21 protein-coding genes and 1 other annotated feature are annotated in these 23,563 nt (G+C 34.0%); of the genes, 7 read left to right on the top strand and 14 right to left on the bottom strand.

All coding sequences use genetic code 11. From position 1 onward, the window contains the following. Positions 1 to 305: 305 nt before the first annotated feature. Together AC1RPY_RS00005 and tyrS are read right to left on the bottom strand one after the other, a co-directional pair. Complete coding sequence (locus AC1RPY_RS00005; protein ID WP_481761136.1) at positions 306 to 2,348, bottom strand: cation:proton antiporter; 2,043 nt, start codon at positions 2,346 to 2,348, stop codon at positions 306 to 308. Then, on the bottom strand, positions 2,348 to 3,604 hold the full coding sequence (tyrS, locus tag AC1RPY_RS00010) for a tyrosine--tRNA ligase (RefSeq protein WP_481761135.1): 1,257 nt from the start codon (positions 3,602 to 3,604) through the stop codon (positions 2,348 to 2,350). The genes AC1RPY_RS00005 and tyrS overlap by 1 nt, the downstream gene beginning before the upstream one ends. Before the next feature lie 57 nt (positions 3,605 to 3,661). Beyond that, positions 3,662 to 3,863, bottom strand: a binding site (T-box leader). Between the two features lie 163 nt (positions 3,864 to 4,026). On the opposite strand from tyrS, the gene AC1RPY_RS00015 reads away from it, so the two are divergent. Together AC1RPY_RS00015 and spxB are read left to right on the top strand one after the other, a co-directional pair. Beyond that, the gene (locus AC1RPY_RS00015) at positions 4,027 to 4,974 is read left to right on the top strand and encodes an NADP-dependent oxidoreductase (protein ID WP_481761149.1); all 948 of its coding nucleotides are present in this window, start codon (positions 4,027 to 4,029) and stop codon (positions 4,972 to 4,974) included. A gap of 143 nt (positions 4,975 to 5,117) precedes the next feature. Further along, complete coding sequence (spxB, locus tag AC1RPY_RS00020) at positions 5,118 to 6,857, top strand: pyruvate oxidase (protein WP_481761134.1); 1,740 nt, start codon at positions 5,118 to 5,120, stop codon at positions 6,855 to 6,857. Between the two features lie 136 nt (positions 6,858 to 6,993). Here the strand turns inward: spxB and AC1RPY_RS00025 are convergent, their stop codons facing one another. The 4 genes from AC1RPY_RS00025 to AC1RPY_RS00040 form a co-directional block, all read right to left on the bottom strand. Further along, entirely contained in the window at positions 6,994 to 7,968 is a 975-nt protein-coding gene (locus AC1RPY_RS00025) for an aldo/keto reductase (protein WP_481761133.1), read from the bottom strand. A gap of 418 nt (positions 7,969 to 8,386) precedes the next feature. Continuing rightward, positions 8,387 to 8,707 (bottom strand): carboxymuconolactone decarboxylase family protein, encoded by a 321-nt coding sequence (locus tag AC1RPY_RS00030; RefSeq protein ID WP_481761132.1) that lies wholly within the window; start codon positions 8,705 to 8,707, stop codon positions 8,387 to 8,389. Between the two features lie 17 nt (positions 8,708 to 8,724). Then, positions 8,725 to 9,132 (bottom strand): cupin domain-containing protein, encoded by a 408-nt coding sequence (locus AC1RPY_RS00035; RefSeq protein ID WP_481761131.1) that lies wholly within the window; start codon positions 9,130 to 9,132, stop codon positions 8,725 to 8,727. Between the two features lie 39 nt (positions 9,133 to 9,171). Beyond that, entirely contained in the window at positions 9,172 to 9,615 is a 444-nt protein-coding gene (locus tag AC1RPY_RS00040; RefSeq protein WP_481761130.1) for a MerR family transcriptional regulator, read from the bottom strand. Between the two features lie 251 nt (positions 9,616 to 9,866). Here AC1RPY_RS00040 and AC1RPY_RS00045 point away from each other — a divergent pair, with 251 nt between their 5' ends. Together AC1RPY_RS00045 and AC1RPY_RS00050 are read left to right on the top strand one after the other, a co-directional pair. Continuing rightward, complete coding sequence (locus AC1RPY_RS00045) at positions 9,867 to 10,838, top strand: ABC transporter ATP-binding protein (RefSeq protein ID WP_481761129.1); 972 nt, start codon at positions 9,867 to 9,869, stop codon at positions 10,836 to 10,838. Beyond that, positions 10,826 to 12,340 carry an ABC transporter permease/substrate-binding protein gene (locus AC1RPY_RS00050; protein WP_481761128.1) on the top strand — a complete coding sequence of 505 codons (1,515 nt, stop codon included), beginning with the start codon at positions 10,826 to 10,828 and terminating at the stop codon, positions 12,338 to 12,340. The genes AC1RPY_RS00045 and AC1RPY_RS00050 overlap by 13 nt, the downstream gene beginning before the upstream one ends. 64 nt (positions 12,341 to 12,404) lie before the next feature. On the opposite strand, the gene yidA is transcribed toward AC1RPY_RS00050, so the two are convergent. Together yidA and efp are read right to left on the bottom strand one after the other, a co-directional pair. Beyond that, positions 12,405 to 13,214, bottom strand: a complete 810-nt coding sequence (gene yidA / locus AC1RPY_RS00055) for a sugar-phosphatase (RefSeq protein WP_481761127.1) — start codon at positions 13,212 to 13,214, stop codon at positions 12,405 to 12,407. Positions 13,215 to 13,275: 61 nt separating this feature from the next. Continuing rightward, positions 13,276 to 13,839, bottom strand: a complete 564-nt coding sequence (efp, locus tag AC1RPY_RS00060; RefSeq protein ID WP_409021902.1) for an elongation factor P — start codon at positions 13,837 to 13,839, stop codon at positions 13,276 to 13,278. Positions 13,840 to 14,113: 274 nt separating this feature from the next. Here efp and AC1RPY_RS00065 point away from each other — a divergent pair, with 274 nt between their 5' ends. Then, entirely contained in the window at positions 14,114 to 14,335 is a 222-nt protein-coding gene (locus tag AC1RPY_RS00065) for a hypothetical protein (RefSeq protein WP_481761126.1), read from the top strand. 126 nt (positions 14,336 to 14,461) lie between these two features. After that, positions 14,462 to 16,735 (top strand): hypothetical protein, encoded by a 2,274-nt coding sequence (locus AC1RPY_RS00070; RefSeq protein WP_481761125.1) that lies wholly within the window; start codon positions 14,462 to 14,464, stop codon positions 16,733 to 16,735. A 66-nt stretch (positions 16,736 to 16,801) separates the two neighbouring features. Here AC1RPY_RS00070 and AC1RPY_RS00075 read toward each other — a convergent pair whose 3' ends face one another. The 4 genes from AC1RPY_RS00075 to AC1RPY_RS00090 all read right to left on the bottom strand — a co-directional run bounded on the left by AC1RPY_RS00075 (position 16,802) and on the right by AC1RPY_RS00090 (position 21,029). After that, complete coding sequence (locus AC1RPY_RS00075; protein WP_481761124.1) at positions 16,802 to 17,854, bottom strand: WxLIP family cell surface protein; 1,053 nt, start codon at positions 17,852 to 17,854, stop codon at positions 16,802 to 16,804. A 67-nt stretch (positions 17,855 to 17,921) separates the two neighbouring features. Further along, positions 17,922 to 18,497: a WxL domain-containing protein gene (locus AC1RPY_RS00080; protein WP_481761123.1), complete on the bottom strand. Its 576-nt coding sequence runs from the start codon at positions 18,495 to 18,497 to the stop codon at positions 17,922 to 17,924. 741 nt (positions 18,498 to 19,238) lie between these two features. Next, positions 19,239 to 19,868 (bottom strand): SDR family oxidoreductase, encoded by a 630-nt coding sequence (locus AC1RPY_RS00085; RefSeq protein WP_481761122.1) that lies wholly within the window; start codon positions 19,866 to 19,868, stop codon positions 19,239 to 19,241. A 132-nt stretch (positions 19,869 to 20,000) separates the two neighbouring features. Beyond that, on the bottom strand, positions 20,001 to 21,029 hold the full coding sequence (locus AC1RPY_RS00090) for a galactose-1-epimerase (protein WP_481761121.1): 1,029 nt from the start codon (positions 21,027 to 21,029) through the stop codon (positions 20,001 to 20,003). 332 nt (positions 21,030 to 21,361) lie between these two features. Here AC1RPY_RS00090 and AC1RPY_RS00095 point away from each other — a divergent pair, with 332 nt between their 5' ends. Further along, on the top strand, positions 21,362 to 21,838 hold the full coding sequence (locus tag AC1RPY_RS00095; protein WP_481761120.1) for a nucleoside 2-deoxyribosyltransferase: 477 nt from the start codon (positions 21,362 to 21,364) through the stop codon (positions 21,836 to 21,838). A 340-nt stretch (positions 21,839 to 22,178) separates the two neighbouring features. Here AC1RPY_RS00095 and AC1RPY_RS00100 read toward each other — a convergent pair whose 3' ends face one another. Further along, on the bottom strand, positions 22,179 to 22,382 hold the full coding sequence (locus tag AC1RPY_RS00100; protein WP_481761119.1) for a hypothetical protein: 204 nt from the start codon (positions 22,380 to 22,382) through the stop codon (positions 22,179 to 22,181). Between the two features lie 24 nt (positions 22,383 to 22,406). Beyond that, positions 22,407 to 23,486, bottom strand: a complete 1,080-nt coding sequence (locus AC1RPY_RS00105; RefSeq protein ID WP_481761118.1) for a lactate oxidase — start codon at positions 23,484 to 23,486, stop codon at positions 22,407 to 22,409. Between the last annotated feature and the right edge of the window lie 77 nt (positions 23,487 to 23,563).

Genomic DNA, 23,563 nt, shown 5'->3' on the forward strand with positions numbered 1-23,563 from the left:
TGTTCAGTTTTCAAAGATCTACTTGGTTGCTTTTGACAACTTTTATATCATATCAAGGATTTCGTTAATTGTCAAGATTTTTTTTAATTAATTAACTGGTCACATTTGAATTAGTTGTTTACTACTGAGGCAACGTTTATTACTTTACCAAGAATAATGACCTTCGTCAAGCCTTTATTTAAATTAAATCTAAAAATATTGATGTAATCGTATACATCTGTACTTTTAATTACTTTATAGGTCTTAAATAAAAAAATAATTTCAAAAATAGACTATTAATCCTGATTTTTGAAATTATTTTTTATTTAATGTTCAACTAATAGTTGCTGCATTTGTAGTGTTTGCGCCTGATTTATTTCATCATACAACTTATTAGCAAGTTGCTCGTTAATTATTCCTGCTATATATTGTGTTTGAACATAATTATATTCTAATTGAAATGCTTGAATAAATAAATCTACTGATATTTTTTCATTCTCTTCGTAATCTCTACGAAAGTGTCTTTGTCGATCTTCGATAAATCTTTCAACATTCTGAATATCATCTAGTTGTCCATGTGCATTAGCCAAACGTTCTTTTGTTAAATCATGTAAATATTGTTCAATTACTTCATGCAATTGATTCTCCAAGTCCCATAATAATGATCGGAAATCATTGTGTATTTGCATTTTTTCTATATTATCTTTAGCCCATTGTTTCCTGGCCTTACTTCTCTGTCCACGAGTTATTTGCCCATGGCTAATATGCCACGCTTCATGCCTAACCTGATGTTCTACTGATCGAATGATTCGATTAACACTTAATCGTTGTCCACCATAATCTGTATCCAAAATTTTTCTGTACGTACTGAGTACTCGGGCAGGATAAATTTCTTTTATCTCATTACTATTTAAAAATTCATCTTCAATTTCATTAATTTTTTTAAATAATTCTTGATGTTTATCATACCCTTGAATATCATTAAACCCTTTTTGTGATTGTAATTGTTGAATCACCGCGTATCTCACATCGTTAGATTGAATACGTTCTGTTAAATGTAAACTAGCGTAATCAATCATTTGTATTCGTGAAAAATTTAATTCTTCTTTATTAAATGATAACTTTTTAGCTAGTAAGATTTTAGGCAACACTAATGCTGGTGTTATCATACTTAATAATATGACAGTAGTTGCAATGATTAAAATTTCTTCTCGATACGGAAAAGCCCGTCCATTTATTAACATTGGTAATGAAAATGCCATTGATAACGTGATTGTTCCGTGTACCCCACTCAACCCAAAAACAAATGCATTTTTTCGTCTTTTTTTTGATTTTGAAGGACCGAAAAAGGCAGCAATATGTGGTTCTTTTCCAATTAATGCCCAAGTGTATCGGATACCAATCATGACTACATAGATTATCAAACCCAGACTCAACAACTCAAACGACTGACTCGTTCCAAGTTTAATCAGTGCCCGGAAAATTTCAGGTAAACTAATTCCCAATAAAATAAATACAATACTGTTAAGCATTGCGGTCAACGTATCCCATATTGTTGACGAAACTAACTGGACACGTGTTGCAGTTAATTTTAAACGCTCGGATTCAATATTATGAACAATCCCTGCAGTTACAACAGCAATAATTCCCGATGTCCCTAGACTTTCCGCCAATAAATAAACAATAAATGGTGTTAACAACGCAATTGGAATAATCGTTAATTCTGGTGAAGTTACCCTCTTATTAAAATACGTTCTAACGATAACTAAGATTCCACCTGCCATAACCCCAACTACAATACCACCAACTGCAACAAAAATAAATTGAAATAATCCGCTATAGATGGAAAATGTTCCTTTTTCCATCACAGATAATGCCAAATTTAACATCACTAATCCACTTGCATCGTTAAATAATGATTCGTATTCTAAGGCAGTATTAACCCCTGAATCAAGTTTTGATGCTGATGTTAAGGATTTTACTGCTATGGCGTCAGTTGGTGTCACAATCGCAGCTAGTGCTATTGCAAGTGGCAATGTCCATCGAACTTCTAATCGATTCGCTAACAACCCTACTATTACAACTGTAATAAGCGCTAAAACTACTGATAATAAAAGTATCGCATGAAAATTTTTACGGATCCCCCTAACAGATGTTTTTTGCCCATCATTAAACATAAGTGGTGCAATAATGAATAACATAAAATATTCTGGTTCTAATTCGAAATTAGCCATGACTGGTACTAATGACAACAACAGACCAATTACAATAAGAATAAAAGCATCTGGTATTTTAGGAAGAATTTCGTGAATTACATTTGAAATAATAATCCCCGCCACAAGAAAAGCTATTACATAAAATAGTGCCATTATGCGTTAACGCGTCCTAACCAATATTTCTTTTTACCACGACGAATAATCACAAATTTGCCATCAAATTCTGTAGCAGGATCAATCATAAAATCTAAATCTTGAATTTTTTCACCATTAATACGAATAGCCCCGTTAGTGATATCTTCACGTGCTTGTCTTTTTGATGATTCAATTTTTGTATTTACTAATAACTCAACAATATTCTCTGGTTCTGCTGCTAATTCAACAGAAGGCATATTTTTAAACCCCTGTTCAATTTCACTCGTCGTTAATTCTTTCACTTCGCCTGAAAATAAAGCTGCAGAAATATGTTCGGCTTCAATTACAGCTTCTGGACTATGAACAAATTCTGTTACTTCTCGTGCTAAGCGGCGTTGTGCTTCACGTTTTTCTGGAGCTGTTTCAACTGATTTTTGGTATTCAGCAATCTCATCTGACGTTAAGAATGTGAAAAATTTCAAATATTTCACAACATCCCGGTCGTCTTGATTTAACCAAAATTGGTAGAATTCATATGGTGTTGTTTTTTCTGGATTTAACCAAACTGCGCCACCAGCTGTTTTACCAAATTTAGTACCATCAGCCTTAAGCATTAGTGGAATTGTTAGCCCATATGCCTTTGTGTCTGAACCTAGCTCTTTATGAATAAGATCAATTCCTGCAGTAATATTCCCCCATTGATCAGCCCCACCAATTTGTAATTGAACATCATGGTGCTTGTGTAAATGTAGGAAATCAACTGATTGTAAGATTTGGTATGTAAATTCCGTGAATGAGATACCAACTTCCAAACGACTTGCAACAACATCCTTTGCGAGCATGCTATTTACATTAAATAACTTACCGTAATCGCGTAAGAAATCAAGCAAGCTAATTTTTGATAACCAATCATAGTTATTTACAATTGAAATATTTGAATCTTGTCCAAATAATTTGGTCATCTGTGCAGTGAGAGCTTGCTCATTATGATGAACTTGGTCCATCGATTGCAGCACACGTTCAGATTTTTTACCACTTGGATCACCAATTGAACCTGTACCACCACCAATAATGATGTATGGATGATGTCCTGCTAATTGAAATCTTTTCAACATCATAAATGGAATTAAGTGTCCGATATGCATACTATCCCCTGTTGGATCAACCCCACAGTATAAGCCAATTGATTTTTCAGACGTTAGTTCACGTAACCCATCTTCGTCTGTCGTTTGATTAATTGCGTCGCGCCATTCTAGTTCGTCAATAATATTCATTTCTGTTTCCTCCTATATAATATAAGTATAAAAAAATCCCTGATATCTAAAAAAGATATCAGGGACGAATTAATTTCCGCGTTACCACCCAAGTTATTATCTACATAATATAGTAGCTAATCGCTCAATCATCGTTAACGAGATGAATCGTTGTTAGCTCCATAGCGTACTTCACTCATCGATAATTCCTGATTTCCAGCGACCACCAGGTTTCTTTAAAATTGATCGATAAATTACTGAACTACTTCATCACTTATAGCTATAATATACGTAAATAAAGTCTAAATGTCAATTTTAACCATAAGAATATTAATACTATAAAAGAGTGTCTTGATTGCATTCTATTTCGTTATTCGATACAATTCACTTACAAATTAAAAGTAACTGGAAAGAAGAGGAATCCGATGACAGAAAAGAAAATGATGTCAGCCGTTGTAATTGATGAATTTGGCGGACAAGATAAACTTAAACAACGTGAAGTAGCTATGCCTGAAATGACGGCGGATCAAGTAATTGTTCAAGAAAAAGCAGCTGGAATTAATCCAATTGATTGGAAAACGCGTGAAGGCTTTTTACAAGGTATGCTTAACTGGCAATTTCCTATTATTTTAGGTTGGGATGTGTCGGGTGTTATCACAGAAGTAGGCGCTAACGTAACCGATTGGAAAATTGGTGATGAAGTCTTCGCACGCCCTGCCACGACTCGTTTTGGTACTTACGCCGAATATACTGCTGTTGATGCTAATTTGCTTGCACCAAAACCTAAAAATATTAGCTTTGAAGAAGCTGCTGCTGTTCCTTTAGCTGGTTTAACTGCATGGCAAGCCCTTTTTGATCATGGTCATTTAGAAAAAGGTGAAAAAGTCTTTATTCATGCTGGTTCAGGTGGCGTTGGCTCTTTCGCTATTCAACTTGCTAAATCAGTTGGTGCTTACGTTATTACCACAACTAGCTCGAAGAATATTGATTTTGTTAAAGGACTTGGCGCTGACCAAGTCATTGATTACCATGAAACTGATTTTGCGGAAATCTTAAAAGATATCGACCTTGTAGTTGATACAATCGGTGGTGACGCACAAGAAAAATCAGTTAATATCTTAAAACATGGCACAGGTCGTTTAGTTGCTATTACTGGGATGGATTCTGAAAAAACAGCAGGTCTTGCTGAAGCAAGAAATGTGACTTTTGATTCAATTTGGTTGGACCCAAATGGTGAAGAATTAACTAAATTAGCTGATATGCTTGAAGATGGCACTATAAAAGTGACCTTAGATTCAGTTCATGAATTCTCTGCAGAAGGTGTAGCAGAAGCTCACGATCGTAGTGAATCTCATCATGCACTTGGTAAAATTATCGTTCGTTTTAAATAAAACCCTATTTAGGTAGTTCAGACTTTTTTGTCTGAACTACCTTTTTTAATTACTAAAAGTAAGTGCTTTCACTGGTGTTAATTCATTGGTAGATTTATACTATCCTTGTAGAATAAAATTTTTCAAGAAGGAGATTTACTATTATGCCAAAAAAAATTAATGCATCAGATGCCATGCTCAAAGTTTTAGAAGATTGGGGCGTTAAAACCGTCTATGGGTTGCCAGGTGGTTCATTTGATTCAACAATGAATGCACTACATAATCGTAAAAATACAATTAATTATGTACAAGTTCGTCATGAAGAAGTCGGCGCACTCGCAGCAGTTGGTGAAGCTAAAGTAACTGGAAAATTAGGTGTTACTTTTGGTTCCGCTGGTCCCGGTGCTGTCCATCTATTAAACGGACTTTACGATGCTAAATATGATGGTGTTCCTGTTCTTGCCTTAGTCGGCCAAGTTGGTACACAAGTGATGAATACAAATTACTTCCAAGAAATGAATGAAAATCCAATGTTTGAGGATGTTTCTATTTATAACAGAACAGCTACTACACCCGAAAACTTACCCATTGTTGTTGATGAAGCTATCCGTCAAGCCTACAAATATAATGGCGTCGCAGTTGTCACAATTCCGACCGATTTAGGTTGGCAAGAAATCGATGACACCTTTGTTTCAACAGCCGCAACACACCAAGAACCTCTTTATCCGATGCCTCGTGATAAACAAATTCAAGATGCCTTAGATATTTTAACAACAGCTAAGACACCAATTATTTATGCTGGGAAAGGTGTTCGTGGCGCTGGAAAAGAATTAATTGAATTATCTGAAAAATTATCATTACCAATCGCAACAACTGCGCTTGCTAAAACAATTATTCCTGATGATTACAAAGCATACATGGGTTCTGCTGGACGAGTTGCTGGCAAACCCGGCGTTGACCTTCTTCGTGGCGCTGATGCTGTTCTTTTCATTGGATCTGATTTTCCATTTGGTGAATATTTCTTTTCTCCAGATGCTAAATTTATTCAGGTCGATATTGATTCTGAAAAATTAGGTAAACGTCATTCAGTTGATGTCCCTATTTTAGCCGATGGTAAGGAAACTTTAATCGCATTAAATAAGGCCGTTAAAACACCAGTTGCACCAACAAAATGGTACAAAGCTGCCATCGCTAACAAAGAAAACTGGATTAAATGGATTGATAGCTTTACTGAAGATGACAGTAAACCACTTCGTTTTGAACCAGTTTTCAATGAAATTAATAAAATTAAAGATGACGATGCAATTTTCCAAATTGATGTTGGTAATGTAACGATTGAAGCAATGCGTTTCTTACGTCTTGGTGAGAAAAATAAATTTACAACATCCGCATGGTACGCAACGATGGGGTATGCACTACCCGCAGCAATTGGGGCTCACTCTGCCTTTCCAGACCGTCAAGTTTTCTCAATTTCTGGTGACGGTGGTTGGACGATGGTCATGCAAGATGTCTTAACACAAGTTAAATACAACATGCCTATCATCAACGTTGTCTTAAGCAATCAGGAACTTGGATTCATCCGCGCTGAACAAGATGATAAACAACAACCACACTCAGGTATTGATTTAATTGATGCTGATTGGGGCGCAATTGCCAACGACATGGGAGCTAAAGGGTATACCGTCCGGACATTAGCAGAATTAAAAACTGCTTTTGCTGAAGCTAAAGGTTCAAAAGTGCCTGTTGTTATCGATGTTAAAGTAACTTCTGACCGTCCACTTCCTGTTGAACAGCTCATTATTGATCCTAAAACACAAGATCCAGATGCTGTTAAAGCTTTTGTTAAAGAATACCAAGCAGAGGGTTTAATTCCATTTCGAGAAATCCTTGAAAATCAAGATTAAATAGTTTTTATTTAATTGATGTATCTTAGCTTAATTAAGTTAAAATACATTTTTTATAGAACAAAAAAAGATATAAAGAGAACCCTTGGGATTGAATTTCATTTCAATCCCAAGGGTTCTCTTTATATACCTCTTCTTATTTCACAATTTTATCAATTTTTGCTAATTCTTCTGGTGCAAAATCCAAATGCTCTAATGCCTTTAAATTATCCTTTAATTGACTCACACGACTAGCACCAATAATAACCGACGAAACAGAATTATCTTTCAAATCCCAAGATAGCGCCATTTCAGCCAATGTCTGGTTGCGATTTTTTGCAATTTCATTTAATTCACGAACCTTTTTAAGTGTTGATTCAACTCTCTCAGTAGACAAGGTATCAAATCGTTTCACTCTAGAATCGTCTGGAATACCATTCAAGTAACGATCAGTCAATAACCCTTGTGCTAAAGGACTAAAAGCAACTGTTCCTATCTGCTCTTGTTTTAAAACATCTTTTAATCCATCTTCTATCCAACGATCTAATAAATTATATCTAGGTTGGTGGACAACGATAGGTGTATTTTTAGCTTTTAGTAATTGAATCATCTTTTCAGCTTCTGGTGCCCGATAATTTGAAATTCCAATATATAAGGCTTTACCTTGGCGAACGAGTAAATCCAAAGCTTCAGCTGTTTCTTCCAACGGTGTATCTGGATCTGGACGATGGTGATAGAAAATATCAACATAATCTAGCTGCATACGTTGTAATGATTGATCCATACTGGCAAACAAGTTTTTCTTTGAACCCCATTCGCCATAAGGACCTGGCCACATATAGTAACCTGCCTTCGTCGAAATAACCATTTCATCCCGGTAGGCACTTAAATCTTCACGTAAAATGCGCCCAAAATTCTTCTCGGCAGCACCATCACCGTAATTATTTGCCAAATCAAAATAAGTAATTCCATTATCAAATGCTGTTTCAATAATATCTTTTTGCGTTGCTAAAGGTGTCTCATCCCCAAAGTTCTTCCATAAGCCTAAGGCAATAGCAGAAACTTTTAATCCACTATTACCGAGGCGATTATAAATCATTTTATCATAACGTTTTTCATTTGCTTGATACATTAACTATCTCCTCCTAAACTAATTACAAATTATATTATAGCGCTTTCACGTCTGCTGGACAATCATTTAATGTTACTTAAAATTCGCTTATCTTATTAATTTGTGCCACTATTATTAGGTAACTGAAGGAGTTGAGTCCATGTTTAAAAAAATAAACGATTATATAAATGTCCATTATATTAAAACATTCATCTTAACGTTAGCTATTGCAACCATAGTTAGAGTCATTGTTGCATTTTTCATAAATAAACACTTTTTGAATGTAGAATTTATTATTGCCGCGATTACGATTGTTATAATTTCACTTTTAATCAGACAAGACCTCAAGAAATAATTAGGTAAGCAAAAATACTGACTCGATACTTTTGACAAAGTACGGAGCCAGTATTTATTTAATTCATGTCCCACTTTTAAATAATTAGTCTTCAAAAACATCTTTTGCAATATTAAATGCAGACCAAGCTTTAGGCCAACCAACGTAGAAAGATAAATGTGTGATAATTTCAGCAATTTCTTCCTTCGTAATTCCATTTGTTTTGCCAATTGCCATATGTGCTGGCAATTGTTCAAAGTTACCACCTGAAATCAAAGCTGAAATTGTTATAATACTGCGTTGATGTGCTGGTAATTCACTTTCACGTGACCAAACTTCACCAAATAAAACATCATCATTTAATTCTGCAAATTTAGGTGCAAATTCGCCTAAGTTATCGCGACCTGCTGTTTGTTTCTTTACCATAATATAATATCCTCCTATTAATCTTTTAATTTACCGTACGTTTCGTCATCAACAGCTTCTAACCATTCAGGTGTCCCTGCTGTAATAGCAACATGTGAGAACCAACTATCTTTTGTAGCACCGTGCCAATGTTTAATCCCGTCTTTTGTGACAACAACATCACCAGCTTTTAAACGTCGTGCTTGTTGACCTTCTTCTTGGTACCAACCTTCACCGGCAGTGACCAATAATAGTTGGTAACCGTCGTGATGGATGTGCCAATTATTACGTGTTCCAGGTTCAAAACTAACATTTCCAACACCAACGTTTATATCTGGATCCGCCACTAACATGTCTAAATAACTTTGACCAACAAAGAAATCTTTATATGCTTCATTTTTTTCACCTATTGGAAAAAGACCGTTTTTAATTTGTTCCTCATTCATTATAATTACCTCACTTTATTTTATACGGTTAACCTAGCGTTAATCGTATATCGCGAATTGTTCTAGATACTTTTCAAAACTAATATCTTCTGACACTTCGTTTCCATTTGTTCTGTGTGAAACTTTTCTGTCATACCAATCAATTTTATGAGAAATAATTTCAATATTATGCTGTAATTCTACCATTTCAGACAGTGCATTTTCTTTTACCTTGCTGAGCATCTCGCGTCGTTCTTTAATGGTTGCATCACCTTGTGCTCGTAGTTCAACGTATTTAATTATTTCATTAATCCGCATCCCTGTCCCTTTAAGATGAAGCAAAAATCCTACCCATTTAATATCATGTTCCGTGTAATAACGTAAGCCTGCCGAATTACGGTGAGGCTTAATTAAGCCTTCTTTTTCATAGTAACGCAATGTAAAACTTGATAACCCAACTAATTTAGCAAACTCACCAATTTTATATTGTTGCTCATTAGTCATTCAATCGCCTCCTTCAATAGTTTCTATTAAAACACTTAGAGTTGACTCTAAGTCAAGCTTTTCTACATATTATTTTTAATATTAAGGCTTACTCCATCCATCAATTCAGACCGTTCCTACACTAAAATTTAATTCCAACATTTTAAAACAAAATCTTTGCTTAATAATTTTCATTCATGTAGAGTTACATCGAAATAGTTACCATTTCCAGATATATTACATATAAAATAAGAAGAAATGAGGGTTAGCTTTTGTTAGATTTCAAACACATAAACAAAACATTCAAAACAGTTACCGTATTAAACGACTTAAACTTACATATTGATACAGGGGAACTTTTTGTTCTTGTTGGCCCTAGTGGTAGTGGTAAAACGACAACTTTAAAAATGATTAATCGATTAATTGAGCCCACCTCGGGTACTATTAACTTTGAAAATCAAAATATTGATCAGATTCCGTTACATACTTTACGTTCACAGATTGGCTATGTCTTACAGCAGATTGCTTTATTTCCTAATATGACAGTTGCTGAAAATATCAGCTTATTACCAGAATTACAAAAATGGCCTAAAAACAAACAAAGAGAACGTGTCGATGCCTTATTAACACGTGTTGGTTTACCGCCTGAAGCATATCGTAAGAGAATGCCTAGCGATTTATCCGGTGGCGAGCAACAACGAATTGGTATTTTACGAGCAATTGCAACTAAACCAAAATTAATTTTAATGGACGAACCATTTAGTGCGCTGGATCCTATCTCAAAAAAAACATTACAAGATATCGTCATCGATTTACATGAGGAACTACACAATACCATTATTTTCATTACGCATGATATGTCTGAAGCTCTTCGCCTCGGAACTCGTGTTGGTGTTATGCATGATGGCAATCTCATTCAAGTTGGTACCCCTGACGAAATTAGAAATGCACCAAAAAATGATTTTATTTCAGAGTTTTTTGGGTTAGACGTATCCAACACGCAATTTAATTTAGCTGAAATGATTCAAAAATCATTTAGTCTTCCAATTGATGAACTCGCTAATAATCACGTCACCTCAACTCAAACAACATTTAAAGAACTCATATCTCTACTTTCTAAATATACAATTATAAATGTTAAAGATAACGACCAGAATCTCATTGGTGCAGTTGATGCCCAATGCTTAATTCGTTATGGTGCAAGCATGTCTGATAGCGAGGTGGATGACCAATGGCAAATTTAATAACAACTTTTAAAATGCACCGTGCTGATTTATGGACCGCTATTCTTCAACATCTACAGATATCATTAATTTCATTGCTGATTGCAACCATCATTGCCGTCTTTTTAGCAATTTGGTTAGCACAGCATAAAAGAGCAGCAGAAATTATGTTGCAAATTACCAGTGTTTTACAGACAATTCCTTCACTCGCGCTGCTAGGGCTATTAATTCCACTAGTCGGAATTGGAACACTACCTTCAATTATCGCATTAGTTGTTTATGCTTTACTGCCCATTTTTCAGAACACATATGCAGGTTTAACTGGTATTGATCCATCATTAGAAGAAGCCGCAACTGCATTTGGTATGACACGTGCGCAAAAACTTATTCGATTTGAATTACCCTTAGCTATGCCACTAATTATTTCAGGCATTCGTATTGCGCTTGTTCTAATTATTGGAACCGCAACACTAGCTGCTTTAATTGGTGCTGGCGGGTTAGGAACATTTATTTTGCTGGGAATTGATAGAAATGATATGAGCTTGATTATTATTGGCGCGTTGAGTTCTATTATTCTAGCTATTGTTTTCAGTGTTTTAATCCGGCAATTGCAGAATTTAAAGATAAAAACAATTACCATTATATTAATTACTTTAGGATTCCTATTTGCTGTTGGTGCCACAATCAATACTTTCACACATCAGAAAAAAGAATTAGTCATTGCTGGTAAAATGGGGGCAGAACCTGAAATTCTAATTAATATGTATAAAGATTTAATTCAAGAAGACGACGCCAATATCAAGGTTACTTTAAAACCAAATTTTGGTAAAACGAGTTTTCTATACTCTGCATTAAAATCTAATTCAATCGATATTTACCCAGAATTTTCAGGTACGGTACTTGAAGAGTTAGTAAAATCACCACTCAAAAGTACAAATGAAAATAAAGCCTACCAGCAAGCAAAAACCGAAATTAAAGTTAAATCAGATTTAGATTATTTAAATCCGATGGCTTATCAAAACACCTATGCTGTCGCTGTCACTAAAGACTTTGCAACTAAATACCATCTATCAAAAATTTCTGATTTATCACGAGTATCTTCAAAAATAAAGGCAGGCTTTACGCTTGAGTTTCTAAACCGTGATGATGGTTACAAAGGGTTACAAAGCAAGTATCATTTGTCATTTAACACTAAATCTTTTGAACCAGCACTTCGCTATCAAGCCATTGTGAATGGTAATGTAAATTTAGTTGATGCCTATTCAACTGATAGTCAGCTCGTCAAATATAATTTGGTCACATTAAAAGATGACAAGTCTTTATTCCCACCTTATCAAGGCGCCCCACTTGTTGCAAAGGGCATCTCACAAAAATATCCATCCATCAAAAAAAGTTTAAATAAATTAACCGGAAAAATTTCTGATACAGATATGCAAAAAATGAATTATCTAGTTGATGTTAAAAATGTCCCAGCAAGTACCGTCGCACACGACTACTTAACAAAGCAACATCTTTTAGACTAAATAAAAAGTTTGGAATCTCGCTAACCTCATGCGGACTCCAAACTTTTTTATATTTTATCGTTATTTAACCTACATAACGTTCTAATGCAACCGCAACACCATGATTAACGTTCGATTCTGTTACATAAGTTGCTGCTTCTTTTAATTCAGGAATGGCATTTCCCATCGCAACAGTCGTTCCGGCTACGGCAAACATCGTTAAATCATTATGTTGATCTCCCATTGCCATAACTTCTTCTTCTTTTAATCCCAGTTCTGCAATTAAATCTGTTAATGCATTTCCTTTATTAGCTTTTTTATTCAAAACTTCTAAAAATTCTGGCAAACTACGTACAACATAATAACTATCATCAAATATTTTTTGAATATTAATCATCTGTGCGTCTAAAACTTCAGGTTCATCCACAAACATAATTTTAGAAACGGTTAAGTCCCGTGACATTTCCTCTGGATTTCGTACAAATAATCCTTCATTATTTTCAGCTGCTTGAATAACGGTCACACGACCAACATCTTTATTAGATGTATAAATTCGGCTCTCATCATCTAAAATATTATAATGAACATTTAATTCATAACTTAATTTATCTGCAGCTATATACTCATCAAAGGTTAACGTATGTTGCGCTAGACGTTTTCCACTTACTGTTTCAATAATTGCACCGTTGTAGGTAATGACATATTGGTCATCCCCACTAATCCCTAATTGTTCAAGAAATCCAACCACACCAGCTAAAGGTCGTCCCGTACAAAGGACAACCTTAATTCCCTTTTGTGTCACTTTTTTGACGGCATCAATTGTTTCTTTTGCTAATCTACCCTCTGGATTTAGTAACGTATCATCAATATCTATTGCAACTAGTTTAATTCCCATAGTAATCTCCTCATTTTAAATGATTAAAAAAAGGCAGTCTCAAGAGACTACCTTTTCAATCTTATTTAGGTGCACGTTTAAGGTATGTACCTTCTTGTGTATTAATTTCAAGAACATCATCTGCTGCGATGAAATCAGGAACATTAACAACAAGTCCTGTTTCCATTGTTGCTGGTTTACCTGAACCAGTTGCTGTAGCGCCTTTGATTGAAGGCTGTGTTTCAGTAACACGTAATGTTACAACAGTTGGTAATGTTAAGCCAATAACTTCTGTACCGTAAAATTGGATTTTAACTTCCATATTTTCCAATAAGAATTTTGCTTCATGTTCGATAATTTCTCTTGGAATTTCATATTGTTCATATGTTTCCAAATCCATAAAAATAGCCATTGTATCCTGGTTGTACAAGAATTGAACTGGTTTTGTTTCAATATTAGCTTGTTCAACCTTAACTTCTGGACGCATTGTTGTTTCAACAGTTGATCCAGTACGAACGTCACGTAATTTCATACGCATAACTGTGTTACCTTTACCCGGTTTATGATGACTTGCTTCTAAAACTTTAATTAATTTACCGCCTTGTTCAAAAGTCATTCCGGCTTTTAAGTTAATTGCTTCAATCATAATTTATTATCTCCCTTTTTATAAAACGTTTCTCATTGAGTATACCAAATTGAAAAGGCTTAATCTATAGTGACACTTACAAACATCACTGGATTTTATTAAATAAAAAGTCAAAAATAGCGCATTTTCTTTATTATTAATCGTATATCCAAATTATAAGCTATATTTGTCCAAATACTTCGACAATATCTCTACACATCCTATACTAGCAAGGCTATAATATATATATAATCAAATAGTTAATTTTTTAATTATTTTGAAAGGAAGTCTTATTTTGCTAAAAAACAAATATATTAACTCATCTACTACCTATCAATCGATTATCATCCTTTGTTTCAGCTTGTTCTTTTTAACGTTACCAATTTATACTACACAAGCTGCTACATCATACACGCCTCCTGTAGGTTATCCAATGGGGGCTGCCACGAATGTCACTGGTTTCGCTGGTGGTACAATCACGTTTAATTCTAATGATATTGACTCCCTACAAGGTTAATTTTTTGCCAAAACATTTACTTCCTCAGGTACCGCCGGAGGTTCTTCTATAAAATACTTACAAAATTATGCTCATGATTCAACTGCTAATTTAACTGATGCTGATTATGCAAAGGTTAATCCTACAATGATTTCAGAAAATATTACCGGGGCTGATATGATTCAGTGGTATGGTAATAAAAATAGCTTTGTTTTTTCAAAATCTAATGATAAAGTCAAAGATTTATCATACTATCTACAGAATTCTCCCCCTGATGATGAAATCGCAAAAGCCATTGCTGGTTGGTCCATACCTTCAAGTAATGCCGGTTACGCTGATGCTATCAAGCAATTTAATGCAAAAAAAGATACTATTGATAAACTTTCTGATTTTCCTGTTATGTCAAGCAATGATATTTCATCATTTGCTGATGCTACTCAAAATATTACTGATGTCAGTGATTATTACGCTAGTTTCACTTCAACAAATTTCTCAAACTCTAAAGCAACAGGTTCTACTACTAAATCTAATAATGCTATCAAACGTGTTGATTTAAATACAGATAAATCAATTGATGCTGAAAAATATGCACCTGGTAAAACGGTTATTCAATTAACCGTTGATATGAATACTGCTTCAACAGATCAAGGCGTTGTCTTTGCAGATATTGATGGCTCTATTCCTTCATTTGAAGATGCTATTGGTATCAAAATTAATTTAGTCAATTTTGATATTAACACAATGAAAATGCCATTTTTCATGTTAAATTATAAGCATTTTTCTAATAATGATGCTGGTATCAGTTTTAATTTCAATCAAGGTAGCTGGATGACTTTCAATGCGTATCCACCTAAATCTGACGGATCTTCGATAGATTACAAGTTAGCTGGTAATAGTGATGGAACGCTATTTTCCGGACAAAATAGTAATGGTTCAGATACCACCGCTAAAAATCTTCTATCCGATGAACCCGTTGCAATCGATACAACTGATAAAAACTCTAAAAAAGTGAAATCTGTCTACAATACGTCTTCACATATTAGTAATAATTTTAATACTGAAAATGGTAAGATTTTTGTCGGAAGTTGGAAGAGTCCTTTATATGGTTCAGTATTAGCACCTAGTGCTGATGTCGACGTTGATTCAAGTAGCGATGGTCTCTTATATGGGAGTATTGTTACTGGACAAAATATTATTGGTAATTTAAACGTTCCTAGTGACCTTGCCTATCAAAGTATTTTTGATGCGTCTGATGATTTTGGAGATGACGCTATACAAGAATTTTTAAAAGATCCTGATTCAAGTAACTCATCTCATCCTACTATTAAGTCTATTTCGTTACCGGGTTATACTTCTACAGATACTGGATCTGGTACGACTCATTATATTCCACAAATAGACCCTTACGATTTTCACTATTCATTAAACAATATCACTGATGAATTACCTGAAAATACCGTTCAAACAACTAAAAAATCACTTGATACTACAGTCAATATAGATACGAAATCAACAACCGATAAAACTGAAAAATATTACTTATGGTACAGTTTCAATAATGGTCCTTGGGAAAAATATTCAGAAAATGGAACAACTGAACTTACAAATTCTAAACTAGAAATCACTGCAAAAGATGCGGACGATCTTGCAAAACAATACAGTACGGACCATAGTAAATATAAATATGACGAATCTGCTTATACTGATGGGACTACATATTCTAAATTAATTGATGACAATGAATTGATTGGTTATCATCTTTTCCATAAGAATAGAATTTCATATTTAGTCACATCAACTCACGATTCGGGTACCTATTCCAGTTATAGTAATCACACAATTAATGATATCTTAAGCGGTAAAACGAATGATACAATTTCTGCTGCAAATCTCGCAAAATTAAATCCGGATTACACGCCTATTTCATATAATTTACACGTTGCAGGAGATCTTTTAGTATCCTATCCAAAAGTATTTGATTTTGGTAATTTTACAGCAGGAACTTCTGAAAAAACACCTACAGTAACTGCAACTGGTTTGTTAACTGTCGATAATCCTTTTGGACTTAACTGGAATTTAGTTGTTAGCACAAGTGATAAAGATAATCTAAGTGATCCTTTCTTTATTCCCGATCAACTTGGTTGGTTTGAAAAATTGCAAACGAGTATGCTTGGTAATTCCACAATCACTTATGGGAATGCCTCAGATATTAAAACAATTACATCTAAAGATACTCTTTTAAGTTTAAACTCAACTATTTTTGATTCTGATACAACATCAGTTATTAGTAAAAACTACTATTCTGCACAATTATCATTAAGTCTAAAAACTAAAAAAATTACTCATCCTGGTAAATTTCAAGATAACGCAACTTGGTCATTATCATCACCAAGTATCGTTGTAGATTCATCAAAAGAATAAGAAATCTAATCGACAAAAAGACGCCTAATAAAAATTAGACGTCTTTTTGATTACCATTCATTTTGATTACTTATTTTCTAGTGATTCTTCCTTATCTTTTTTTCTTCTTTTTAAAATAATAAAAAGTAAGAATAAAACTAATAAAATTAATAAAGCAATAATACCAATAATTAACCACAATAACCAAGATATATGAGGCTCTGCTGCCTTATTATCTGATTTAATCTGTTTAATATTGGCTTTAGTAATTGTAAATGAATTCGTTGCTTTCCAAGATTTATTATTTCCGGTAACGGTATAATGGACATCATATTTACCAGCGATTAACTTGGCTTTAGTTAAGTCTAATGCATAGCTAAATTTAGCGTTGGGTGCAAAATCAACGTCCTTAATTGTTTTGTCATATAAAACAGTACTACTACTATCTTCTGTAATAGTTGCTTTAATTGTTGTTGGTCCAATCACAATGGGTACATCATTTTGCATATTTGTTTGTAGTGAAACTTTATTAAATGCGTTCAATACCACTTTAGAATCGCCAATTGTCATTTTGGGATTAGGATTATCGACCGTTTCAGATTCTCTAATGACTGCTTGAACAACGTACGCAAATCGATTAGTAATTGAAATACCTTTTCCTTTATTCTTTTCCTTAATAACTTTTTCTTGTACGTTAAAGCCACCTAAAATAATACCGGAAAATGACGTAGCGGGTGTTTTCACTGTAAACGTAACTGTTGCTGTTTTTTTAGGTCCAACCACAACATCTTGTTTTTTTGAGACAAGTTCTGAAAATTGATACTTAGCAGTCGCTGGCTTTTTTACATTTGTCTTATCATAGACAATTAGTCCATTCGTATTTGTATATGAACTATTAGGGCTCACAACAATCGTTTTAGTATCGTTTTCTAAGTTCTTAATTTTCAATGCCAATGTCTGTGTTGAGTTAGGGTTCATTTTAATATCAAATTGTGCTGCCTCTCGATATTGATTAGCAGGCGTTACTTTGGCTACCGTAAACCCGGCACTATTAGACTTTGCATAGACATTGGTCGATACAGTAATAAGTGTGACTATCGCGATAGCTAAAAAGCTTAAAACTATTTTTCTTAATTTCATTATTTCGATTCTCCTTAAAAAAAAAGACTGCCTTAGGCGGTCTTTTTTCTGTTACGTTTTAATTAGCTTAGTTAAAAGCTGCTGCACTAGCATTTCCTTGAGTTGCAGTCCATGTTAAATCAGCTGAAGTTGTTGCAATTTTAGTATTTTTACCAAGTTTTAATGTTGCACTATTGTCAGCATATGACAATGTTGTAGCACCAGCGCCTGTTGTAGCTGTCGCGACAGGAGCTGCAGCACCAGCTGGTGTTAAAGTAGCAGCAGATGCTGTAGCATCTGAGTCTGTTTTAACTGTAGCAGATGCAAGATCTAATGAGCTAACCTTAACTTCAGCATCAGCCATCACACCTAATTGTGCAGTAACATTCCAACCACTATCTGTACCTACGTAATCGGCTACATCTAAAGCTTGAGAAGCATCTTTTGCGCCAGTTGATGTAATATCTGTACCAGTCGTAACTAATGCTTCATTTAGTTTTGTTGTGAAACTGAACGATGGTGCACCCGTTTGAGTAAAAGTACCTGCTTCAATGTTTAAACTAGCTGTACCTTTACCATCTGTTGAATCCGCTGAAACACTTGAGCCAACAACTGCTGTTGAACCAAGTACTAATGCTGCAATTAAAAATAAATTCTTTTTCATAATATAAATTCCTCCCATTTATTGATTAAGCCAATGCTTGAAAAGGGGACGTTGACCTTTACCTAATAGTACCATATAATTTACATAAGATTCAACTGTAATATTATCAGAAGAAACTCTATGATTAAGTCCATATACGCCAATTAATATAGCGTTTACATGTTATTTACAAGTATTTTTTTAGGTTTAATTTTTTCAAACCATTTACTGAAAGTGTACAATCAATTTTTAAATAGAATGATTCCTACCTACCCCCACTTTATAACCATTAAAGGTAGAGCCTTTAGTCATTAATAACCTTTTTTTAAGTTAACTAGAATTTAAGTGTTACTATCAATTATACTTTAAGTCCGCTTATTAAAAAGATTCGATTATCCTAGTTCAAACAAGCTCAAATGGCGGTACGCTTACTTTTTAAGAAAAGCCAACAACTTCTAATGAAATTGATTTCAGCTCTTCTAATAAGACGATTTTCGATTTACCCTCATCAAGTCTTAGTGATGGTACAACAAGTTCTGTAATTAACAAATCTTATTATTATGCAAAACTAACTTTAGATTTTACAACTTCAATTTTTGATACGACAGGGAAATATAATTACGATTCACTCTGGGCTATTTCACCAACTAAAGATAGCGGTATCGTAAATGAGTCAACTAAATAATTCTAAATAAAAAAGGTTTACTCCGTTAAGTAACTAACTGAGTAAACCTCTTTTTTTGTGTCGAAATTTCTAATTATTTACAGGACATCTTTGATATCTGTATCCCCATCATGCATCGTAATTACTTTTCCGATTGTATTATCATGTGCGATAACTGAAACTAAGACGTCTGCCACGTTTTCAAGTGAGTTAGAGCCCGCTTGACCATCATTTAATGTTACTTTACCAGTACCTGGCTCATCTACTAAGGTGCCTGGCTGAAGAATTGTATATTCTAATTGCGTATTCTTCATTAGCCAATTATCAGCATAAAACTTAGCAGTCATATAATCTCTTAATGATGAAACTTCAATTTTTTCTCTATCCAAAGAGTAAACGGAACTCAACATTACAAAACGCTTAACATGAGCTATTTCAGCTGCTTCCATCGTTTTAACTGCCCCATCTAGATCAATCTTCATTAAGTCTTTGCCGCCAGAACCAGCAACAAATAATATGGCATCAACAGCCTGCATATTCTTGACTAATTTATCTATACCTTCTAACAAATCAACATAGACATAAGTAATATTACCTTTATCTAAATTATCTGTATGTCTTGAACCCGCCAAGACTTGGTAACCTTTATCAGCTAATTTACTTGTTACTTTTTGGCCAATTCGACCATTCGATCCAACAACTAATACTCTTTTTATTTCTGTCATCATTTATACACTCCTTCGTTTTATCCTGACTAAAGTCTACATCTTTCTCGACTAAAATGGTATGACTTACACTCGTAAGTTAACGACAAAAAGACAGTCACTATTTTTACCATGACTGTCTCAGTTGATTACTAATTAATTTAATTTAAATTCTGTAACTGTTTTGTACGTATCGCCTACACGTAAAACAATATCACCAAATTCAGGGAATTGTTCAGATCCAGGTGCTGATTGTGTTTCAAATGTAATTGCTGCATGATTAGCTAATTTTTTACCATGCATAATTGGCGTTACTTCACCAAAGTTAGCCGTGAAGATAACTAAACTTGTTGCATCAGTTGAAACTGAGACAGAAACTTCTTTATCTGGACTAACTAATTTTGCTGATTCTTTACCAACTGCAGGATTATTCAAGAAAAAGGGATGATCGATACCATTAACTTGATTTTTTTGAGCAAAATCACTTGTGAAAACGTCATGTAATGTCTTAGCTTGACGGAAATCGTAAGGCGTTCCATCAACAGACATCTTTTTACCTGTTGGAATTGAATCGGGTTCTAATGGTGCAAACTTATCGCTATCTACTTGTAATAAATTGTCATCTATTGTTTCTGTGACGTCACCCATAACATTAAAGTAAACATGATTTGTTGGATTATATAGTGTATCTTTATCCGTTTTAGCAGTCGTTTCAAGATGCCAAATGTTATCATTATTTAATAGATATTTTACATCAATTGCCATGTTTCCAGGGAAACCATGTTCGCCTTCTGGGCTATCTAAATGAAAAATAACAGCTATTTCATTTTCGTTTTCACTTATTTTATACGTCCACTTTTTAGTATCAAATCCTGGCGTACCACCATGCAATGTATTTGTACCTTCGTTAATTTGCACTTGGTAGCTTTGATCATTAATGTTGAATTTACCATCTTTAATACGTCCAGCAACACGACCAATTGAAGCGCCAATAAAACTATCTTTTTCTAAGTATTCATTTGCTGAATCAAATCCAAGAACAATTTCTCGTTTTCCAGTACTTGTGGGTACCTTGAGGCTAACAATTCTAGCCCCTAAATCTGTGAGTGATAATTCAAACCCATTATCATTTATAATCGTTATTAAATCATAGTCATTTCCAAAATCCTTTGTTTTAACTTGCATATTTATCTCCTCCGCTTACTGTATTTGTCCATTCTTATTAATACTAGTCCATTTTAATTAGATATTCAAGAAAGCGTTTACTTTTTTATTGAATAATTACCTTTATTTTACTGAAAATGACATAACCAACCTTTATTTCTGTTATTTCTCTAAAATGTAACGTCATTATAAGCGAATAACTATAATAAATACAAATGTATAGTTCGTTTTTTGTTATCATGTTTATGGAATATTATGTTTATTTATCATTAAAAGATTAATAGCCGAATTATTAATTGATTTATTTTTTAATTATTAGTATACTTACATTATTAATATAAAAGGAGTTTACAATGACAAAAAAACGCGTTTATCTTGCAGGACCCTTTTTCACTCCAGAACAAAAAGAACGATTAGATTTGGTAGCCGATCTCCTAAGTAAAAATCCAACAATTAACGCAGATGCAATTCATCTTCCAGGAAACGTTCAATATCCAGATGCGGACTTCGGCACATTTGAATGGCAAACAGCTACCTTCCAAAATGATATTCGCCAAATTGATCAAGCAGATATCGTTGTTGCAGTTCTTGATTATCAATTGGAAGAAAACAATGATGAAGCTGACTCAGGTACTGTTTGGGAATGTGGTTATGCTCATGCCAATCGCAAACCTGTTATTTTAGTTCGCCAAAATAAAGGTATTCCCTTAAATCTAATGCTTGCTGGAAGTTATACAGCAATGTTTGATGGTTTAGAAGATATCCAAAATTTAGCAACCTACGATTTTAAGGTTTTACAAAATAAGTATGTTGATTTATCAATTTTTTAATTGATCCAATGTTTCACGTGAAACAAAAATACTCTATGCTATAAATCTTTTAAATCGGATTTAAATACAGTAACAGATATTATTTTTATATTTCTAGTACTGTATTTTTTTCTCTCACAAATTGAAGCACCAAACAGTTAATAATATGAAAGAACTTATTAACTAACGACTTATTATGTTTGCTAGTTCAATAACAAACGTATTTCTTATAAATTAAAAAGTATGACCCAATAGAAATATAATTGGGTCATACTTTAGTATCTTAAATACTATTTAAATGCCTAACATCATTGTTACTATTTAACAATAGTTAACAATGAACCGTTTTCATCAATAAAAATTATCCTCGTGCTAATAATAAGTTAAATAAACCGCCCATTGTTTTATCCGATAATTCGATTTCTTTACCAGCTTCTGTCACTTTAGTAATTTCATAATAATCTTCAAATTCGGGTACTTCTAATTCCATCATCGCAACAAAAGCAGCAGCTGTTTTGTAAGTTGCTTGTAATTCTTCTCCATGAATGTAATTAATAACTAGCATAATTGTATCCCCTTATTGTTTTCTTTAAATAAGTTCCGTTTTTTTTATATCATCAACCGTTTTTGTTCCAGCTAATTGCATATCAATTGTTAATTCCTTAGCTAAATGTTCAAAGACTGATTGAACGCCTTTCGCACCACCCAAATGAAGCCCATAAACCATTGGACGGCCAATGGCAACGACATCCGCCCCACTAGCAAGCGCTTTAAATATATGTGAACCACGACGAACGCCACTATCAAAGACAATTGGCACTCGTTTATTGACCTTCTTAGCAATTAACTCAAGAACATCAAACGATGCAGGTCCGCCATCTAGTTGCCGACCGCCATGATTTGAAACCCAAATACCTTTAGCTCCAGCTTCAATAATAGCATCAACATCCAATGGTGATTGAATACCTTTAACGAAAACGGGTAAGTCAGTATAATCAGAAATACTCTTAATATCTGCTAAACTCAATGTTTGTTTAGCATTAGCATAAATAGCTGCGATTCCTTGTCCTTCACCTTCACCATATTCAGCTAAATTAGCCATTGGTTGAGGGAAGATAAATTTATTAATACTATCAGCTTCACGATTACCACCTAGTGTTGAATCAGCTGTTAATATGATAGCCTTCATCCCCACTTCTTTGGCTTGATCTAATAAAAAATGATTAAATTTATCATCTTTACTCATATACAATTGGAAAAATTGAGGTCCACCAGTTCCTCCATTATATGTTTCTGAAATCGTTTTATTTGAATACGTACTAAGCGACATAATTGAACCAACTGCGGCCATCCCCTTAGCAGTATCAATTTCACCTTGTTCATGGGCTAGCCCCTGTGCCGCAACTGGAGCTGCTATCATTGGCATTTGTAAATCAATACCCATAAATGTTGTTGATAAATCCGGATTTTCGATATTTTGTAAAACTCGAGGTGAAATTTGCTTATGATTAAATGCACTTGTATTTTCGCGTAACGTCCATTCATCCTCAGCTCCACCAGCAATATACCCAAATGCACCCTTTTCCATACGTGCTTCCACTAATTTTTCTAATGATTGAACATTGGTGATTTCAATCGAATGTTCTTCTTGACTTGCTTGATATCCCATAATTGTATCCCCCTATACTATTTATACTTGTAGTGTAGCCCTTAATAATAAATACTGTCATCAATAACACTTACTAT

This window comes from Dellaglioa sp. CoH-56-MRSF-12 (genome assembly GCF_056782075.1).

What these genes read in the sequence shown, in the direction of transcription:
- AC1RPY_RS00025 (WP_481761133.1), bottom strand. Translation starts at nt 7,968, where the DNA reads ATGTATCAAGCAAATGAAAAACGTTATGATAAAATGATTTATAATCGC.
- AC1RPY_RS00015 (WP_481761149.1), top strand. Translation starts at nt 4,027, where the DNA reads ATGTCAGCCGTTGTAATTGATGAATTTGGCGGACAAGATAAACTTAAA.
- tyrS (WP_481761135.1), bottom strand. Translation starts at nt 3,604, where the DNA reads ATGAATATTATTGACGAACTAGAATGGCGCGACGCAATTAATCAAACG.
- AC1RPY_RS00090 (WP_481761121.1), bottom strand. Translation starts at nt 21,029, where the DNA reads ATGCAAGTTAAAACAAAGGATTTTGGAAATGACTATGATTTAATAACG.
- AC1RPY_RS00040 (WP_481761130.1), bottom strand. Translation starts at nt 9,615, where the DNA reads ATGACTAATGAGCAACAATATAAAATTGGTGAGTTTGCTAAATTAGTT.
- AC1RPY_RS00030 (WP_481761132.1), bottom strand. Translation starts at nt 8,707, where the DNA reads ATGGTAAAGAAACAAACAGCAGGTCGCGATAACTTAGGCGAATTTGCA.
- spxB (WP_481761134.1), top strand. Translation starts at nt 5,118, where the DNA reads ATGCCAAAAAAAATTAATGCATCAGATGCCATGCTCAAAGTTTTAGAA.
- AC1RPY_RS00075 (WP_481761124.1), bottom strand. Translation starts at nt 17,854, where the DNA reads ATGAAATTAAGAAAAATAGTTTTAAGCTTTTTAGCTATCGCGATAGTC.
- AC1RPY_RS00035 (WP_481761131.1), bottom strand. Translation starts at nt 9,132, where the DNA reads ATGAATGAGGAACAAATTAAAAACGGTCTTTTTCCAATAGGTGAAAAA.
- efp (WP_409021902.1), bottom strand. Translation starts at nt 13,839, where the DNA reads ATGATTGAAGCAATTAACTTAAAAGCCGGAATGACTTTTGAACAAGGC.
- AC1RPY_RS00080 (WP_481761123.1), bottom strand. Translation starts at nt 18,497, where the DNA reads ATGAAAAAGAATTTATTTTTAATTGCAGCATTAGTACTTGGTTCAACA.
- AC1RPY_RS00070 (WP_481761125.1), top strand. Translation starts at nt 14,462, where the DNA reads ATGATTTCAGAAAATATTACCGGGGCTGATATGATTCAGTGGTATGGT.
- yidA (WP_481761127.1), bottom strand. Translation starts at nt 13,214, where the DNA reads ATGGGAATTAAACTAGTTGCAATAGATATTGATGATACGTTACTAAAT.
- AC1RPY_RS00085 (WP_481761122.1), bottom strand. Translation starts at nt 19,868, where the DNA reads ATGATGACAGAAATAAAAAGAGTATTAGTTGTTGGATCGAATGGTCGA.
- AC1RPY_RS00050 (WP_481761128.1), top strand. Translation starts at nt 10,826, where the DNA reads ATGGCAAATTTAATAACAACTTTTAAAATGCACCGTGCTGATTTATGG.
- AC1RPY_RS00100 (WP_481761119.1), bottom strand. Translation starts at nt 22,382, where the DNA reads ATGCTAGTTATTAATTACATTCATGGAGAAGAATTACAAGCAACTTAC.
- AC1RPY_RS00105 (WP_481761118.1), bottom strand. Translation starts at nt 23,486, where the DNA reads ATGGGATATCAAGCAAGTCAAGAAGAACATTCGATTGAAATCACCAAT.
- AC1RPY_RS00005 (WP_481761136.1), bottom strand. Translation starts at nt 2,348, where the DNA reads ATGGCACTATTTTATGTAATAGCTTTTCTTGTGGCGGGGATTATTATT.
- AC1RPY_RS00095 (WP_481761120.1), top strand. Translation starts at nt 21,362, where the DNA reads ATGACAAAAAAACGCGTTTATCTTGCAGGACCCTTTTTCACTCCAGAA.